Raw genomic sequence first — 14,124 nt, forward strand, 5'->3', positions numbered from 1 at the left:
ACGGGCCGGCAGTTCGGGCAGGTGGGGCAGGTCCGGAAGCTCACCGAGGACCACCCGCTGGGCCTCGCCGATGTCGGTGCCGGGCAGCGAACCGACACTGTCGCCGGGCTGGCGTGCGGTCGGCTGTTAATCGGTTGACCGCGTGCCGGTGGGACGGCGAGCATGGTCCTGCGCATCGTGCGTCCCGGGCGTGGGCCCGGTCGAGGAGAGGAGGTCGGTCATGGCCGTCTTCGCAGGTCGCTTCCAGCCGCCTATCTCAGCCTCGACCAAGGGAACCTCACCACAGTGCGCGATCACGACCTTCCGGCGCTGGAGCGCCGGAGCCGCGGCAAGAGCCGCTTCGACGACGACGAACCACAGTTCCTGAAGCGCGGGCGGCCCACCGAGCCACCCGCGAACCCGGACGCTGAACCCGATCCCGACACCGGCGACAGCTGGTCGTCCTGGGACGACGCCGTGCACGGGCCAGAGCCACACCCAGCCTGGCTGGTCACCGAGTTGGCCGCCCGGGACACCGAGCTGGGTGTGCTGAAGACCGGCAAGGAAGCGGACGTCCACCTGGTCCGCCGGGCGGTGCCCGACACCGACCGGTCCTGTCTGCTGGCGGTCAAACGCTACCGCGATCCCGAGCACCGGCTGTTCCACCGCGACGCCGGCTACCTGGAGGGGCGCCGTGTGCGCCGTTCCCGGGAGAACCGGGCGATGGCCGGCCGCACGGCCTTCGGTCGGCAGATGATCGCCGGGCAGTGGGCGGCGGCGGAATTCGCCGCCCTGGCCCGCCTCTGGGAGATCGGTGCCGGGCACGATCGGATCGCCGTGCCGTACCCGGTGCAGCTCCGAGGCACCGAACTGATGCTGGAGTTCGTCGGCGACGCCGAGTCGGGGCAGGCCGCTCCCCGGCTGGCCCAGCTGCGACCCGGCCTGGCCGAGCTGCGCGACCTGTGGGCACAACTCGTGGAGGCGCTGCGGGTGCTGGCGCGGGCGGGCTACGCGCACGGCGACCTGTCGCCGTACAACCTGCTCGTGCACCAGGGGCGGCTGGTCGTGATCGACCTGCCGCAGGTGGTCGACGTGGTGGCCAACCCGCAGGGTCCGGAGTTCCTGGCGCGCGACGTGCGGGTGGTCGGCACCTGGTTCGCGGCTCGGGGCCTGCCCGCCGAGCAGACCGATCCCCACACGTTGACCGGTGAGTTGCTGCGCGAGGCGGGGCTCCGCTGATCGGGGCGGGTCGGGCGGCCGGACCGCCCGACCCGCTCTGCCGTCACTGGAGGTAGCGCTCCACCTCAGGCTTGGGGCGTTCGCCCTGTGCGTCCGGGTCGCCGTGGGTCTCCCGGGCGGCCCGGCGGCGGCGCAGCAGGTCCCAGCACTGGTCGAGGGACTCCTCCAGGGCGCGCAGTCGCTCGCTGGCCTCGCCCTCGGTGCCCGACTCGTGGGCCTGGGCGTCCGCACGCAGCTTGTGTTCCTCGTCTACCAGCTCGGAGATCCGGTTCAGGATGGTCTTGTCGTCCATGCTCCTGAGCCTGGCACAGCGGCACCGGAAGCGCCTGGATTCGTACCCCTGTCGCGCTTCGGTCATCGGCTGGACCACACCGACGGCGACGCGTCGATGCGCCGGTCTCACGCTCGGTTCGGATTGTGTCACGCCCTGCCCATCGTGGGGTGAGAATCACTGAGCCGAGCGTTCCGAAGCGCCATGATCCACACAGGTGGCCATCCTCCGCCGCAGGTCACCCGGGTTCCTCGGTGACCCCTGGGCGCGGTCCGGCTGGCGGACGCGTCGCCCGGGGCAGGTCGTCCGACTGAACCTCGGCACCATCCGGCCGTACCTGGTCACCGAGCACATCGACGCTCCACTGTGGTATGACAAGGATCTCCATCCGGCGATGGTGATGCGAGCGGCCGTGGCGGCCGTACAGCCTCGGCTGCGGCGCCGCTGGGTGGATCCGCCCATATCTCGGATAGCCGTTGGTCTGCACTGCTTGAGGGAAATTCCGGACACTGCTAGCGTGCGCCGGGCCGGGGGCTGGGCTCGTTCAGCCATTCAAAACGGTTGAGGGACGGGTGGGATGGCTTCCCGCAGTGCAAGTTTGCGCACCAAGATTGTGGCCCTGCTGGTCTCGCTCGCGGCGCTCTGGGCGTTCGCGGCCTGGGTGACCCTGCGCGACGGTTTCAACGTGCTCGGTGTGCAGAGGCTCGACGCGCAGGTCGTGCAACCCAGTGAGTCGCTGCTCACCGAGCTGCAACGGGAGCGTCGGATGTCGGTGGCCTACCTGGGCCGCCGCGACCCGGGCCTGGCACAGCAGTTGCAGGCGCAGCAGGAGCGCAGTGCGAGGGAGGCCGCCACCTTCGCCGAGTCGGCCCGGAGCTGGCGGGCCCGGTTGGCGTCGAGCGACGAACTGACCGGGCGGATCAACGAGATGGTCGCCCGACTGGACGGGCTCGGCGAGATGCGTGAGGCCGTCGTCTCCGGCTCGGTGGACCGGGCCGGCGCGGCTGCGGCGTACACCGGTGTCCTCGACTCGCTGTTCCGGGTGTACGCGGTCCTGGGTCAACTCGACGACGAGCAGATCGCCCAGGACACCGTCAACCTCACGCGGCTCGTCCGGGTGCGGGAGCTGATGTCGCAGGAGGACGCCCTCTTCGCCGGGATGGCCGCCGCAGGCCGGGTCAGCGCCCCGGAGTACACCCAGTTCGCCCACCTGGTCGGCGCGCAACGGTTCCTGGTGACCGAGGCGTTGGCCGAGCTGCCGGACGCCGACCGGGAACGCTACGTCCAGATGACCGAGGGGCAGGCCTTCACCCGCCTCCGCGCCCTCGAAGACCGGATGGTCACCGCCGGTCGCCCCAACGCGCCGCTGCCGGTCGAGGCCGACGACTGGCAGGCCGCGATCGATCCCGCCCTCAAGGAGCAGGAAGCCGTCGTCCTGGCCGGTGGTGACGCCCTGGTGCAGCGCGCCACCCCGGTGGCGGTCTGGGTGATCATCCGGCTGGTGCTCGCCGCCGGTCTGGGCCTACTCGCCGTCATCGCCTCCGTCGTCGTCTCGATCACCACCGCTCGCGCCCTGCTGCGCCAGTTGGGCCGACTGCGGGAGGCCGCGTGGCAGCTCGCCGACGAGCGGCTGCCCCGCGTGGTGGATCGACTCGGCCGCGGCGAGGAGGTCGACGTGGCCACCGAGGCGCCGCCGCTGGAATTCGGCACCGACGAGATCGGCCAGGTCGGTAAGGCGTTCAACGCCGTCCAGGAAACCGCCCTGCGGACCGCTGTCGAGCAGGCCGACCTGCGTCGTAACGTCCGCGAGGTCTTCCTCAGCCTGGCCCGCCGCACCCAGGCACTCGTCCACCGCCAGCTCACCCTGCTGGACGCGATGGAGCGCCGTGAACACGACGCGGAGGAACTGGAGGACCTGTTCCGGGTCGACCACCTGGCCACCCGGATGCGGCGCAACGCGGAAAACCTGATCGTCCTCTCCGGCTCCACCCCCGGCCGGGCCTGGCGGCGCAACGTCCCGATGGTCGACGTGGTGCGCGGCGCCGTGGCCGAGGTGGAGGACTACACCCGCGTCAACGTGCTGCCGCTCGGTGAGGTCTCCCTCGCCGGCCGCGCGGTCGGCGACGTGATCCACCTGCTCGCCGAGCTGATCGAGAACGGCCTGTCCTTCTCCCCGCCGCACACCACTGTCGAGGTACGCGGGCAGTCGGTGGCCAACGGGTTCGCCATCGAGATCGAGGACCGGGGCCTCGGCATGAGCGAGGAGGACCTGGCCGCGGCGAACCACCGGATCGTCGACCAGTCCGAGCTGAACCTCGCCAACGCCTCCCGCCTCGGCCTCTACGTGGTCAGCCGGCTGACCGAGCGGCACGGCGTGCGGGTGCAGTTGAAGGAATCGGCGTACGGCGGAACCACGGCGGTCGTGCTGATCCCGCTCGATCTGGTCACCGAGAACGGCCCCGGCCCGGAGGACTCCGGCGCCATGCGGACCGGCTCGGCCACCCCGGCGCCGTCGGTGGGTTCCGGCGACACCGGCCGTTCGACCACCGTCGCACCTGTCGCGCTGGCCGCGACGACGACCACCGCTTCGGACGTACCGGAAACGGTTGTCCCGACAGTGACCACGTCGGACGGTGCCACCCCGGCGACGTCGGCCGACGAGGCCGACACCGGCCTGCCCACCCGGCAGCGGACGACCCCCGCCACCGGTACGCCCGAACTGCCCACCCGGGCCCGGCGTAGCCCGAGCCTGCCGGCGCTGGAGGCCCCCACGGTGCCCACCGGCCTGCCCGCTGTCGACCGCACCCGAGGGGCGGAGCGCGTGAAAGCACTCGCGGCCGACGACGGCCCTCCGGCCGCCACTGGTGGCACCGCCCCGACGCCCGACCACGCCGAAGCGGCGCGGACCGACTCCGGTCTCCCGGTCCGGGTTCGACAGGCGAACATCGTTCCCGAGCTACGGGACGACCCTGCGGAGTCGGAGAGTGACGACGAGGATGTGGTGCGTCCGCCGGAGCAGGTACGCCGGATGATGAGCTCCTACCAGACCGGCACCCGTCGCGGCCGCACCGACGCGGCGCGGCTGCTCGGTGGCGCATCCGGCGCCCCGCCGGCGGCGACGCCCGAACCGAGCGACGAGGACCCCCAAGCCCCCTGACCGACCATCGAAGTGCGGAAATCCCCGCATGGCGTGACGGTCAGCCCTAGATGAACACGGCGCAACAGCCGGGCGAGAAGAGGACGACGAAGTGGCGCAGAAGACGGCTTCGAGTGCCGACCTGACGTGGTTGCTGGATGATCTGGTGGGCCGGGTGAAGCAGGCCGAACATGCGGTCGCGCTCTCCAGCGACGGGCTGTTGATGGCCTCCTCCCAAGGCATGAGCCGGGACGACGGCGAGCACCTGGCGGCGATGGCCGCCGGCATCCAGAGCCTGGCCCGAGGAGCGGGGAAGCGCTTCGGCGGCGGGCAGGTGCAGCAGACCATCATCGAGATGCAGTCGTCGTTCCTGTTCGTCACGGCCGCCGGACGCAACGCCTGCCTGGCGGTTCTGGCCAGTGAGGACGCCGACGTCGGCCTGATCGCCTACGAGATGGCGATGCTGGTCACGCGCGTCGGCAAGTACGTCGCGTCTCCTTCCCGTGCAACTGAGCAGTCGGTCGACGAGAGGTAGCGGCGATGACGGTGCAGGGGGAGTCCGCAGACCACCAATGGGTGGATGACCACGCGGGTCCGGTCGTACGCCCGTACGCGGTGACGCGCGGGCGAGCCCGCCCGGTGACCGGCACCTTCGACCTGATCTCCCTGGTCACCGCGACCCAAGCCGAGGTCACGCCGGAGATCGGTCTCGGTCCGGAGCACGTGGCGATCGTCGGACTGTGCCAGCGCATTCAGTCCGTCGCCGAGATCGCCGCACATCTCGACCTGCCGGTGGGCACCATCCGGGTGCTCCTCGGTGACCTGGCGGCCCGCAGCCTGGTGCGGGTCCGCGAGCCGCAGACCACGGCCGGTCTTCCCGACAACAGCATCTTCGAGGCGGTAATCAATGGACTACGGGCACTCTGACCGGCCGGCGGGAGCGACGACACTGCCCACCGCGATCAAGATCCTGGTCGCCGGAGGTTTCGGCGTGGGCAAGACGACCATGGTCGGTGCGGTCAGCGAGACCCGGCCCCTGCGCACCGAGGAGGTGCTGACCGAGTCCGGCGTCGGCATCGACGACCTCTCCGGGGTGGAGGGCAAGTCCACGACCACAGTGGCCATGGACTTCGGCCGGATCACCATCAGCGACGACCTGGTGCTGTACCTGTTCGGCACGCCCGGTCAGGACCGTTTCTGGTTCGTCTGGGACGAGCTGGCGTTGGGCGCGATCGGTGCCGTGGTGTTGGCCGACACCCGCAGGCTCGCCGACTGCTTCCCGTCGATCGACTACTTCGAGGGCCGGGGCACGCCGTTCGTGGTGGCGGTGAACTGCTTCGCCGACGCCCGGCAGTACCGGCTCGACGAGGTGCAGGCCGCGTTGAACCTGGACCCGGGGGTGCCGGTGCTGCTCTGCGACGCCCGGGAGCGCGAGTCCAGCAAGGAGGTGCTCGTCACGCTGATGGAGCACGCCATGAAGACCCGCGAGGCCCGTCGCCGCGCCGCCAGCGGAGACTGACCGAAGTTTTTCGGGGGAGGGTGTCCGGAACGCCGTCGGCCGATCGTCATGCTGGCGACACCCCGAGAGACCAGGGAGCGACCAGATGAAGTACATGATGTTCGTGTGCAGTGACAGCGAGCCGGACACCGATCCCACCGAACTACCCGACATTCACAAGTGGGTGGCGGAGAACGACTCTCGTGGCCGCCGCCTGACCGGCGACGTGCTGGCGCCGACCAGCGCGGCCACCACCGTCCGAGTGCGCGACGGTGAGTTGCTCGTCTCCGAGGGGCCGTTCGCGGAGACCGCCGAGGTGATCGTGGGCTTCGACCTGATCGAGTGCGCTGACCTGGACGAGGCGATCGAGGTGGCCCGCACCCACCCGATGGCCCGTGAGGGGCGACTGGAACTGCGTCCGTTCGCGGACCTGCCCGACTGACGGGTGCCCATGTCGCCGCGCCGGCCGATGCGCACGGGCGCACCGGTCGGCGCGGCGGCGGAAGCCGTCGCGGCGGCCGGCGTCGAGGCGTACCCCCGGATCGTCGCGACCCTGATCAGGGTGACCGGGGACTGGGCGTTGGCCGAGGACTGCGCCCAGGAGGCCCTGACCGTCGCGCTGGAGCGTTGGCCCGCCGACGGTGTGCCGGCCAACCCGGGCGGTTGGCTCATGACGGTGGCCCGCAACCGGGCGCTCGACGTGCTGCGTCGGGCCACGGTGGAACGCCGCAAGCTGCACGACCTGGCGTTGCTCACGCCGTCCGACGCTCAGCCCGAGCCCGAGGTGGGGGAGGACGTGGTGGACGACCGACTACGGCTCATCTTCACCTGCTGCCATCCGGCGCTCGCGATGGAGGCCCGGGTGGCGCTGACGTTGCGCACCGTCTGCGGCGTGCCCACCGCTGACATCGCCCGACTCCTGCTGGTCACCGAGTCGACGATGACCCGACGGCTGACCCGGGCCCGGACCCGCATCGCGCAGGCCGGCATCCCGTACCGGGTGCCGAACGGGCCGGCGTTGACCGAGCGACTGCCCGGTGTCCTCGCCGTGCTGTACCTGCTGTTCACCCGAGGGTACGTCGCCGACGGCGAGCCGGCCTTCGCCGACGAGGCGGTGCGGCTGGCCCGGCTCCTCGACCGGCTGATGCCGGAGCAGTCCGAGGTGGCCGCGCTGCTGGCGCTGGTCCTGTTCCAGCACTCCCGCCGCGACGCCCGCCGGGACGCCGCCGGCAACCTGCTCACCCTGGAACGACAGGATCGCTCACTGTGGGACCGTGCGGCCATCGCCGAGGGACTGGACGCCCTTTTTCGGGTACGCCACGACGGGCCGTACGCGTGGCAGGCTCGGATCGCCGCCTGCCACGCCACCTCGGCCTCCGCCGATGACACCGACTGGCCGACGATCGCGCGGGCCTACGACGCGCTGGCCGACATCCGGCCCTCCCCGGTGATCGCGCTCAACCGCGCTGTCGCGCACGGGTACGCGTTCGGGTCGGCCGTCGGGTTGGTGCTGCTCGACGCGGCGCGTGCCGGGGGAGGGCTGGACGGCAACCCGCTGGCCGTGGCGGTGGAGGCCGACCTGGTGGCCCGGCAGGGTGACCGACGTCGGGCCGCCGGACTGTTCCGGGAGGCGGCGGCGATGGTGGGCTCGACCGCCGAGCGTCGGGCGCTGCTGGGCCGGGCGGCCGAACTCGCACCCTAGGCGCGCGTTGGCTCTGAGCTGGCCGAGTCCGACGGCCGGACCACGCTTGTGTGTCTGCTGGTCCGTCTTCAGCTGACGGAAACTGTCCAAGATCTCAGTTTTGGAAGGTGGCGCGGCCTGGGCCGCGCCGGGAACCTCTCAGAGACTCAGCCGCGTTTAGCCGACGCCAGGAATCGGGACCAGGCCGCCGGGTCGAAGGCGAGCGCCGGACCGGCCGGGTCCTTGGAGTCGCGTACGCCGATGACGCCCGCGAGGTTGTCGGCCACCTCGACGCAGTTTCCGCCGTTGTTGCCACTCTTGGTGCTCTTGCGCCACCGAGCGCCGGTCAGGTCCATGAGGCTGCCGCTTCCCTGATGAGATTGAGGGACTGCGCCCGCGACAGGGCTCCGTCGCGAATGCGTTCCCACCGCCGGTCGAGCGTAGCAACGTCGGCAACCTTGTCGATGAGCTGCGCCTGCGCCTGGCTGTCGACGTGCGCTACCCGCGCGCCATCCGGCATCTCGGCCACTGTGAACGGCCCACCGAGGCCCGGATACATGCCGACGTTGGCGGGCACGACGAAGATCGACACGTTCGGCAGGGCGGCCTGCTCGGCCAGCCGCTCGCACTGCTCCCGCATCATGGCCCGGTCGCCGTCGAGGGTGCGCCGGAGGATTGCCTCGTCGAGGACCGCGACAAGCAGCGGCGGACGTTCCCGGCGCAGGACGGCCTGTCGACTCAGTCGCGCCTCGGCGAGATCGTCGGCTTCGGCCGGTGTCAGCGCCTCGCCGACCAGCGTTGCCAGCGCGTACGCCTTCGTCTGAAATAGACCAGGTATCCACGTGAGCTCGAACCACCGTAGCGACAGTGCCTCGCGCTCGATCTCGGCCCAGGGCCGGAACCAGGCCGGCGTCCGTCGCTTCAACGCGTCGGGCCACAGCTCGTCGACGTTCCGACCGAGCAGCTCGGCGACCCGCGCACGATGACGCGTCTGCGGGATTCGTCCCGTGCTCGCCCACTTCGCCGCCGTCTTCGGATCGACGCCGATCTGAGCAGCGAGACTCTCAGCTGTATGGCCCTTCTCGACCATCGCCGCCTGCACGGCTCGATTCATCCCCAGACCCCTCAGAACGTTCCAGACGTTGAAAGGCAATAGTTATACGCGGTGTGATCGATTGGCAACCCTCGGCAGGGTGCTGTGTAGACAACATCGAGGAGGGAGCACACGATGCCCGACGACAAGCCCTGCCACCGCCCCCATCGGCCAGGCACCCGACCGGCCCAGCCGTCCTCGCCCCGTGCGATCAGCGCCGGACCGACCGGGCCACGGCACCCTCCGTACCGTCGCCCGGGTCGCACGGCGAACGTCGTACCCGAATCACGCTGGCGGTCCCGGTGCGGCCCGTCGGTCGCGCACACCGCCGACGGCCCACTTTGGACGTGCGACGCCTGCGGTCAGGATTGGCCCTGCCCCGCGTTGCGAGCGACCCCGACGGACGCCGCCCGCCGCGCGACCCTGATCCCCGAGTTCTCCCGGATCACCCGCCGGGCGATCCGCGACCTGCGCGGCCAGCCCGGCGGCCCCGATCCGGTCGCCATCGTTCGCCGTTTCCTCTGGTTCCTGCCGCTGACCGACGAGGAGGCCCGCGCTGTCGCGCTAAGGCTGCGCTGAGCGTTCAAGCGGCGAGCGCCGGGCCGACGACCCCTCCGCTAGCGGATGGAAGTCACGGCACCAGGATCGGTACGTCGTACTTCTGGATGCGGTCGTCCCTGGTGACAAGGGTCAGCCCTTCGTGCAGGGCCTGCGCGACAAGCATCCGGTCGAAGGGATCCCGGTGGATCAGCGGCAGTCGACCAGCCGCGATGGCGTGATCGTGGCGGATCGGGAGTTCCCGCAGTTCGGCGTCACGGATCCGTTCGGCCAGATCGGCCGGGCCGGGCAGCTTGCCAAGCGACTGTTTGATCGCGACCTCCCACAGCGTGACAGGGCTCAGGTACACGTCGGGTTCGGTGTCGATGCGGTCCTTGATGTCCGTGGCGAGGACCGGGTCGTCGGTCAGCCACCAGAGCACCACGTGCGTGTCGAGCAAGAGCCTCATCCGGGCAGCCCGAAGTCGCGGGTGATCTCGTCGTTGATCTCGTCGGAATCCCAGTCACCGGTCAGATCCAGCGCACCGCGCAGAGACCCGCGACCGGTGCGTGTGGTACGACGAAGAGGAATGACCTTGGCGACCGGGTTGCCAGCCCGGCTGATCACGATTTCCTCGCCGTGCTCGACCCGTTCGATGATGCGTGACAGGTTCGTCTTCGCATCGTGGATGTTGAACTGCGCCGCAGCTTCACCGGCCACCGTGGCACCTCCTTAGCTAAGAGGTTAGCCCGCGGCAGGGCCTGATGCGAGGAGCGACTCGGGAACGACGCAGGCTCCCTCCCGCCGAGGGCGGGAGGGAGCCTGGCGACGTCGGTACGTCAGTTGGCGATCATGCGGCGCAGCACGAACTGCAGGATGCCGCCGTGCCGGTAGTAGTCCGCCTCACCGGGGGTGTCGATCCGCACCACGGCGTCGAACTCGACGCCGGTGTCGGTGCTGACCTGCACGGTGCGCGGGGTCTCGCCGTCGTTGAGCGCGGTCACCCCGGTGATGGTGAACGTCTCGGTGCCGGTGAGCCCCAGCGACTCGGCGGTGACGTCCACCGGGAACTGCAGCGGCAGCACGCCCATGCCGATCAGGTTGGAGCGGTGGATCCGCTCGTACGACTCGGCGATGACAGCGCGGACGCCCAGCAGCATCGTGCCCTTGGCCGCCCAGTCCCGCGACGAACCCGAGCCGTACTCCTTGCCGGCCAGGACGACCAGCGGGATGCCGGCCTCCTGGTAGGCCACGGACGCGTCGTAGATCGAGGTCTGCTCGCCGGTGAGGTGGTTGACGGTGAAGCCGCCCTCCACCCCGGGCACCAGCTGGTTGCGCAGCCGGATGTTGGCGAAGGTGCCCCGGATCATCACCTCGTGGTTGCCCCGGCGAGAGCCGTACGAGTTGAACTCGTGGCGCGGCACGCCGTGCTCGGCCAGGTACGAGCCGGCCGGGGAGTCGGCCTTGATCGCACCGGCCGGCGAGATGTGGTCGGTGGTCACCGAGTCACCCAGCTTGGCCAGCACCCGGGCACCGGCGATGTCGACGACCGGGCTCGGCTCCTGCTGCATGCCCTCGAAGTACGGGGGCTTCCGCACGTAGGTGGAGTCGTTCTCCCAGGCGAAGGTGTCGCCGGTCGGGGTCGGCAGCGACTGCCACCGCTCGTCGCCCGCGAAGACGTCGGCGTACGCGGCGCTGAACCCGGTGGCGCCGATCGCCTGGGCGATGACGTCCTGGATCTCGGCGCTGTTCGGCCAGATCTCGCGCAGGAAGACCGGGTTGCCCTCGGTGTCCTCACCGATCGGCTCGTTGGCCAGGTCGATGTCCATCGTGCCGGCCAGGGCGTAGGCGACCACCAGCGGCGGGGACGCCAGGTAGTTCATCTTGACGTCCGGGTTGATCCGGCCCTCGAAGTTGCGGTTGCCGGAGAGCACCGAGACGACCGACAGGTCGTGCTCGTTGACCGCGGCGGACACCTCCTCGGGCAGCGGGCCCGAGTTGCCGATGCAGGTGGTGCAGCCGTAGCCGACCAGGTTGAAGCCGAGCTTGTTCAGGTACGGCGTCAGGGCGGCCCGCTCGTAGTAGTCCATGACGACCTTGGAGCCGGGCGCCAGGGTGGTCTTCACCCACGGCTTGCGGGTCAGGCCCTTCTCCACCGCGTTGCGGGCCAGCAGCGCGGCACCGATCATCACCTGCGGGTTGGACGTGTTGGTGCAGGAGGTGATCGCGGCGATCACCACGGCGCCGTGGTCCAGCTCGTACTCGACACCGTCGCTGCCGGTGACTCGGATCGGGTTGGTGGCCCGCCCGCCCGCTCCGGCGGCGGCCGTCTCCAGGTCGCGCGGCTCGTCGGCCGGGTCGCTGAACTCGTTGGCCGGCGGGTCGCTGGCCGGGAAGGACTCGGCGCTCGCCTCGTCGGCCGGGCCGTTCGCGCCGCGCGGCAGCTCCTCACGGGCCACGCTCGGCTTGAGGTCACGCTCACCGGTGGAGTCGTCGGCGACGTAGTCGGTCAACGCGGAGCGGAACAGCGTCTTCGCGCTGCCCAGCGGCACCCGGTCCTGCGGGCGCTTCGGGCCGGCGAGCGACGGCTCGATGGTGCTGAGGTCCAGCTCCAGGCGCTCCGAGTACTCCGGCTCGGCCTCTGGGTCGTGCCAGAGGCCCTGCTCCTTGGCGTACGCCTCGACGAGCGCGACCTGCGCGGCGTCGCGGCCGGTCAGCTCCAGGTAGCGGATGGTCTCCGCGTCGATCGGGAAGATCGCCACGGTGGAGCCGTACTCGGGGGACATGTTGCCGATGGTGGCCCGGTTGGCCAGCGGCACGGCGCTCACGCCGGGGCCGTAGAACTCGACGAACTTGCCGACCACACCGTGCTTGCGCAGCATCTCGGTGATGGTCAGCACCAGGTCGGTGGCGGTGGTGCCGGCCGGCATCTCACCGGAGAGCTTGAAGCCCACCACGCGGGGGATCAGCATGCTGACCGGCTGGCCGAGCATCGCGGCCTCGGCCTCGATGCCGCCGACGCCCCAGCCCAGCACGCCCAGGCCGTTGACCATCGTGGTGTGTGAGTCGGTGCCGACCACGGTGTCCGGGTACGCCTGCCCGTTGCGTTCCATGATCGTGCGGGCCAGGTACTCGATGTTGACCTGGTGCACGATGCCGGTGCCCGGCGGGACGACCTTGAACTCGTTGAACGCGGTCTGGCCCCAGCGCAGGAACTGGTAACGCTCCTTGTTGCGCTCGTACTCCAGCTCGACGTTGCGGGCGAACGCGTCCTCGCGGCCGAACAGGTCGGCGATCACCGAGTGGTCGATGACCAGCTCGGCCGGGGCGAGAGGGTTGACCTTGGTGGCGTCGCCGCCCAGGTCGCGGACGGCCTCGCGCATGGTGGCCAGGTCGACCACGCAGGGCACGCCGGTGAAGTCCTGCATGAGCACCCGCGCCGGGGTGAACTGGATCTCCACACTCGGGGCGGCGGTGGAGTCCCACCCGCCGAGCTGACGGATGTGGTCGGCGGTGATGTTCGCGCCGTCCTCGGTCCGCAGCAGGTTCTCCAGCAGGATCTTCAGGCTGTACGGCAGCCGAGCGTGGCCGTCCACCTTGTCGATCTTGAAAATCTCGTAGCTCGCGTCTCCGACGCGTAGCTGGGTCTTCGCACCGAAGGTGTCGAGGCTCGCCACGTCGTACTCCTTCACACCAGCGACCGTGAGTAGTCCTGAGCAGTCTGTCGCACCGGTCGGGGTGCCGCCGAGGTTAGGTGACACTTACCGCCGATTCCGCGCTCAACAAAACCGTACGTCCGTCTTGCTAGTTGTGCAACCCAGCCGCCCGTCCGCGACGCCACCATCATCCCTAGCCTCCTAGGACGGGTACGGGGTGTGCGTCGGTCCTCGACGCCCCTGCTGCGGTGGCACCGGGCCGACGAGTCGCCCGGGTAGGGTTCGAGGCCGGCCGGAGAAGGGGTCAACCGTGTTCGATGTCCAGCACTGGCTCGTGGCGTTGCCGCCGATCGCCGTCTACCTGCTGGTCGGCGGGGTGATCGGCGTGGAGAGCATGGGCGTCCCACTGCCTGGCGAGATCGTCCTGGTCAGCTCCGCCCTGCTCGCCGCCACCGGAGTGGTGGAACCCGAGTGGGTGGCCACCGCCGCCGCCACCGGCGCGATCCTGGGCGATTCCATCGGGTACGCGGTCGGCCGCCGGGGTGGGCGCCCACTGCTCGCCCGACTGGGCCGGCGCTTCCCCCGCCATCTCGGCCCCGCCCAACTCGCCCGCGCCGAGCAGAGCTTCGCCCGGTACGGCGTCTGGGCGGTGTTCTTCGGCAGGTTCGTGGCACTCCTGCGGATCCTGGCCGGGCCGCTCGCCGGAGCGCTGCACGTGCCGTACCGACGGTTCCTGGTGGCGAACGCCGCCGGCGGGCTGGTCTGGGCGTTCGGCACCACGTACCTGTTGTTCACCGTGGGTCGGGCGGCCGAGCACTGGCTCAAGGACATCTCCTGGGCCGGGTTGGCCCTCGCGGTCCTGGCCGGCCTCGCCAGCACCTGGTGGCTACGCCGACGAGCCCACCGGATCGAGGCCGTCGAGCCGACGCCCGACCCCGAGGTAGTTCGCGCGGACACCTGATCCGAACACGGCGAAGGGCCGGGCCCCGTGGTGGCCCTTGAACTTGCGCTTCGCCGCCGGGGTCAACCCGACC

At 70.5% G+C, this 14,124-nt stretch carries 15 protein-coding genes; 9 read left to right on the plus strand and 6 right to left on the minus strand.

Going from position 1 to position 14,124, the window contains the following annotated elements; genetic code table 11:
• Positions 1-285 precede the first annotated feature (285 nt).
• Positions 286-1,218, plus strand: coding sequence for a serine protein kinase RIO (locus ACWCO3_RS20545; protein WP_357929301.1), 933 nt, complete (start codon positions 286-288; stop codon positions 1,216-1,218).
• A 43-nt stretch (positions 1,219-1,261) separates the two neighbouring features.
• Here ACWCO3_RS20545 and ACWCO3_RS20550 read toward each other — a convergent pair whose 3' ends face one another.
• Positions 1,262-1,510 (minus strand): DUF2630 family protein, encoded by a 249-nt coding sequence (locus ACWCO3_RS20550; protein WP_091403743.1) that lies wholly within the window; start codon positions 1,508-1,510, stop codon positions 1,262-1,264.
• Positions 1,511-2,087: 577 nt separating this feature from the next.
• Here ACWCO3_RS20550 and ACWCO3_RS20555 point away from each other — a divergent pair.
• The 6 genes from ACWCO3_RS20555 to ACWCO3_RS20580 all read left to right on the plus strand — a co-directional run bounded on the left by ACWCO3_RS20555 (position 2,088) and on the right by ACWCO3_RS20580 (position 7,825).
• Positions 2,088-4,646 carry a sensor histidine kinase gene (locus tag ACWCO3_RS20555; protein ID WP_423438673.1) on the plus strand — a complete coding sequence of 853 codons (2,559 nt, stop codon included), beginning with the start codon at positions 2,088-2,090 and terminating at the stop codon, positions 4,644-4,646.
• A 91-nt stretch (positions 4,647-4,737) separates the two neighbouring features.
• Positions 4,738-5,160: a roadblock/LC7 domain-containing protein gene (locus ACWCO3_RS20560; protein ID WP_145779889.1), complete on the plus strand. Its 423-nt coding sequence runs from the start codon at positions 4,738-4,740 to the stop codon at positions 5,158-5,160.
• A 5-nt stretch (positions 5,161-5,165) separates the two neighbouring features.
• A complete protein-coding gene (locus ACWCO3_RS20565) occupies positions 5,166-5,552 on the plus strand; it encodes a DUF742 domain-containing protein (RefSeq protein ID WP_145779890.1) in 387 nt (128 codons plus the stop codon).
• Positions 5,533-6,144: a GTP-binding protein gene (locus ACWCO3_RS20570; RefSeq protein ID WP_145779891.1), complete on the plus strand. Its 612-nt coding sequence runs from the start codon at positions 5,533-5,535 to the stop codon at positions 6,142-6,144. The genes ACWCO3_RS20565 and ACWCO3_RS20570 overlap by 20 nt, the downstream gene beginning before the upstream one ends.
• A gap of 85 nt (positions 6,145-6,229) precedes the next feature.
• Positions 6,230-6,565: a YciI family protein gene (locus tag ACWCO3_RS20575; protein WP_145779892.1), complete on the plus strand. Its 336-nt coding sequence runs from the start codon at positions 6,230-6,232 to the stop codon at positions 6,563-6,565.
• A 27-nt stretch (positions 6,566-6,592) separates the two neighbouring features.
• Positions 6,593-7,825, plus strand: coding sequence for an RNA polymerase sigma factor (locus ACWCO3_RS20580; protein ID WP_450011497.1), 1,233 nt, complete (start codon positions 6,593-6,595; stop codon positions 7,823-7,825).
• A gap of 146 nt (positions 7,826-7,971) precedes the next feature.
• On the opposite strand, the gene ACWCO3_RS20585 is transcribed toward ACWCO3_RS20580, so the two are convergent.
• Complete coding sequence (locus tag ACWCO3_RS20585) at positions 7,972-8,160, minus strand: DUF397 domain-containing protein (protein WP_450011498.1); 189 nt, start codon at positions 8,158-8,160, stop codon at positions 7,972-7,974.
• Positions 8,151-8,918: a Scr1 family TA system antitoxin-like transcriptional regulator gene (locus tag ACWCO3_RS20590; protein ID WP_450011499.1), complete on the minus strand. Its 768-nt coding sequence runs from the start codon at positions 8,916-8,918 to the stop codon at positions 8,151-8,153. The genes ACWCO3_RS20585 and ACWCO3_RS20590 overlap by 10 nt, the downstream gene beginning before the upstream one ends.
• A gap of 363 nt (positions 8,919-9,281) precedes the next feature.
• Between ACWCO3_RS20590 and ACWCO3_RS20595 the strand changes: the two genes are divergently transcribed.
• Positions 9,282-9,476 carry a hypothetical protein gene (locus ACWCO3_RS20595; RefSeq protein WP_278147061.1) on the plus strand — a complete coding sequence of 65 codons (195 nt, stop codon included), beginning with the start codon at positions 9,282-9,284 and terminating at the stop codon, positions 9,474-9,476.
• 52 nt (positions 9,477-9,528) lie between these two features.
• Here ACWCO3_RS20595 and ACWCO3_RS20600 read toward each other — a convergent pair whose 3' ends face one another.
• The 3 genes from ACWCO3_RS20600 to ACWCO3_RS20610 all read right to left on the minus strand — a co-directional run bounded on the left by ACWCO3_RS20600 (position 9,529) and on the right by ACWCO3_RS20610 (position 13,126).
• Entirely contained in the window at positions 9,529-9,903 is a 375-nt protein-coding gene (locus ACWCO3_RS20600; RefSeq protein ID WP_450011502.1) for a type II toxin-antitoxin system VapC family toxin, read from the minus strand.
• Positions 9,900-10,154, minus strand: coding sequence for a type II toxin-antitoxin system Phd/YefM family antitoxin (locus tag ACWCO3_RS20605; RefSeq protein WP_278140619.1), 255 nt, complete (start codon positions 10,152-10,154; stop codon positions 9,900-9,902). Before ACWCO3_RS20605 ends, ACWCO3_RS20600 begins: the two co-directional genes overlap by 4 nt.
• A gap of 119 nt (positions 10,155-10,273) precedes the next feature.
• A complete protein-coding gene (locus ACWCO3_RS20610) occupies positions 10,274-13,126 on the minus strand; it encodes an aconitate hydratase (protein ID WP_145779895.1) in 2,853 nt (950 codons plus the stop codon).
• A 274-nt stretch (positions 13,127-13,400) separates the two neighbouring features.
• Here ACWCO3_RS20610 and ACWCO3_RS20615 point away from each other — a divergent pair, with 274 nt between their 5' ends.
• Complete coding sequence (locus ACWCO3_RS20615) at positions 13,401-14,051, plus strand: DedA family protein (RefSeq protein ID WP_145779896.1); 651 nt, start codon at positions 13,401-13,403, stop codon at positions 14,049-14,051.
• Positions 14,052-14,124 lie beyond the last annotated feature (73 nt).

It is taken from the genome of Micromonospora sp. NPDC002411 (genome assembly GCF_053592955.1).

What these genes read in the sequence shown, in the direction of transcription:
- ACWCO3_RS20575 (WP_145779892.1), top strand. Translation starts at nt 6,230, where the DNA reads ATGAAGTACATGATGTTCGTGTGCAGTGACAGCGAGCCGGACACCGAT.
- ACWCO3_RS20565 (WP_145779890.1), top strand. Translation starts at nt 5,166, where the DNA reads ATGACGGTGCAGGGGGAGTCCGCAGACCACCAATGGGTGGATGACCAC.
- ACWCO3_RS20550 (WP_091403743.1), bottom strand. Translation starts at nt 1,510, where the DNA reads ATGGACGACAAGACCATCCTGAACCGGATCTCCGAGCTGGTAGACGAG.
- ACWCO3_RS20585 (WP_450011498.1), bottom strand. Translation starts at nt 8,160, where the DNA reads ATGGACCTGACCGGCGCTCGGTGGCGCAAGAGCACCAAGAGTGGCAAC.
- ACWCO3_RS20570 (WP_145779891.1), top strand. Translation starts at nt 5,533, where the DNA reads ATGGACTACGGGCACTCTGACCGGCCGGCGGGAGCGACGACACTGCCC.
- ACWCO3_RS20600 (WP_450011502.1), bottom strand. Translation starts at nt 9,903, where the DNA reads ATGAGGCTCTTGCTCGACACGCACGTGGTGCTCTGGTGGCTGACCGAC.
- ACWCO3_RS20580 (WP_450011497.1), top strand. Translation starts at nt 6,593, where the DNA reads ATGCGCACGGGCGCACCGGTCGGCGCGGCGGCGGAAGCCGTCGCGGCG.
- ACWCO3_RS20590 (WP_450011499.1), bottom strand. Translation starts at nt 8,918, where the DNA reads ATGAATCGAGCCGTGCAGGCGGCGATGGTCGAGAAGGGCCATACAGCT.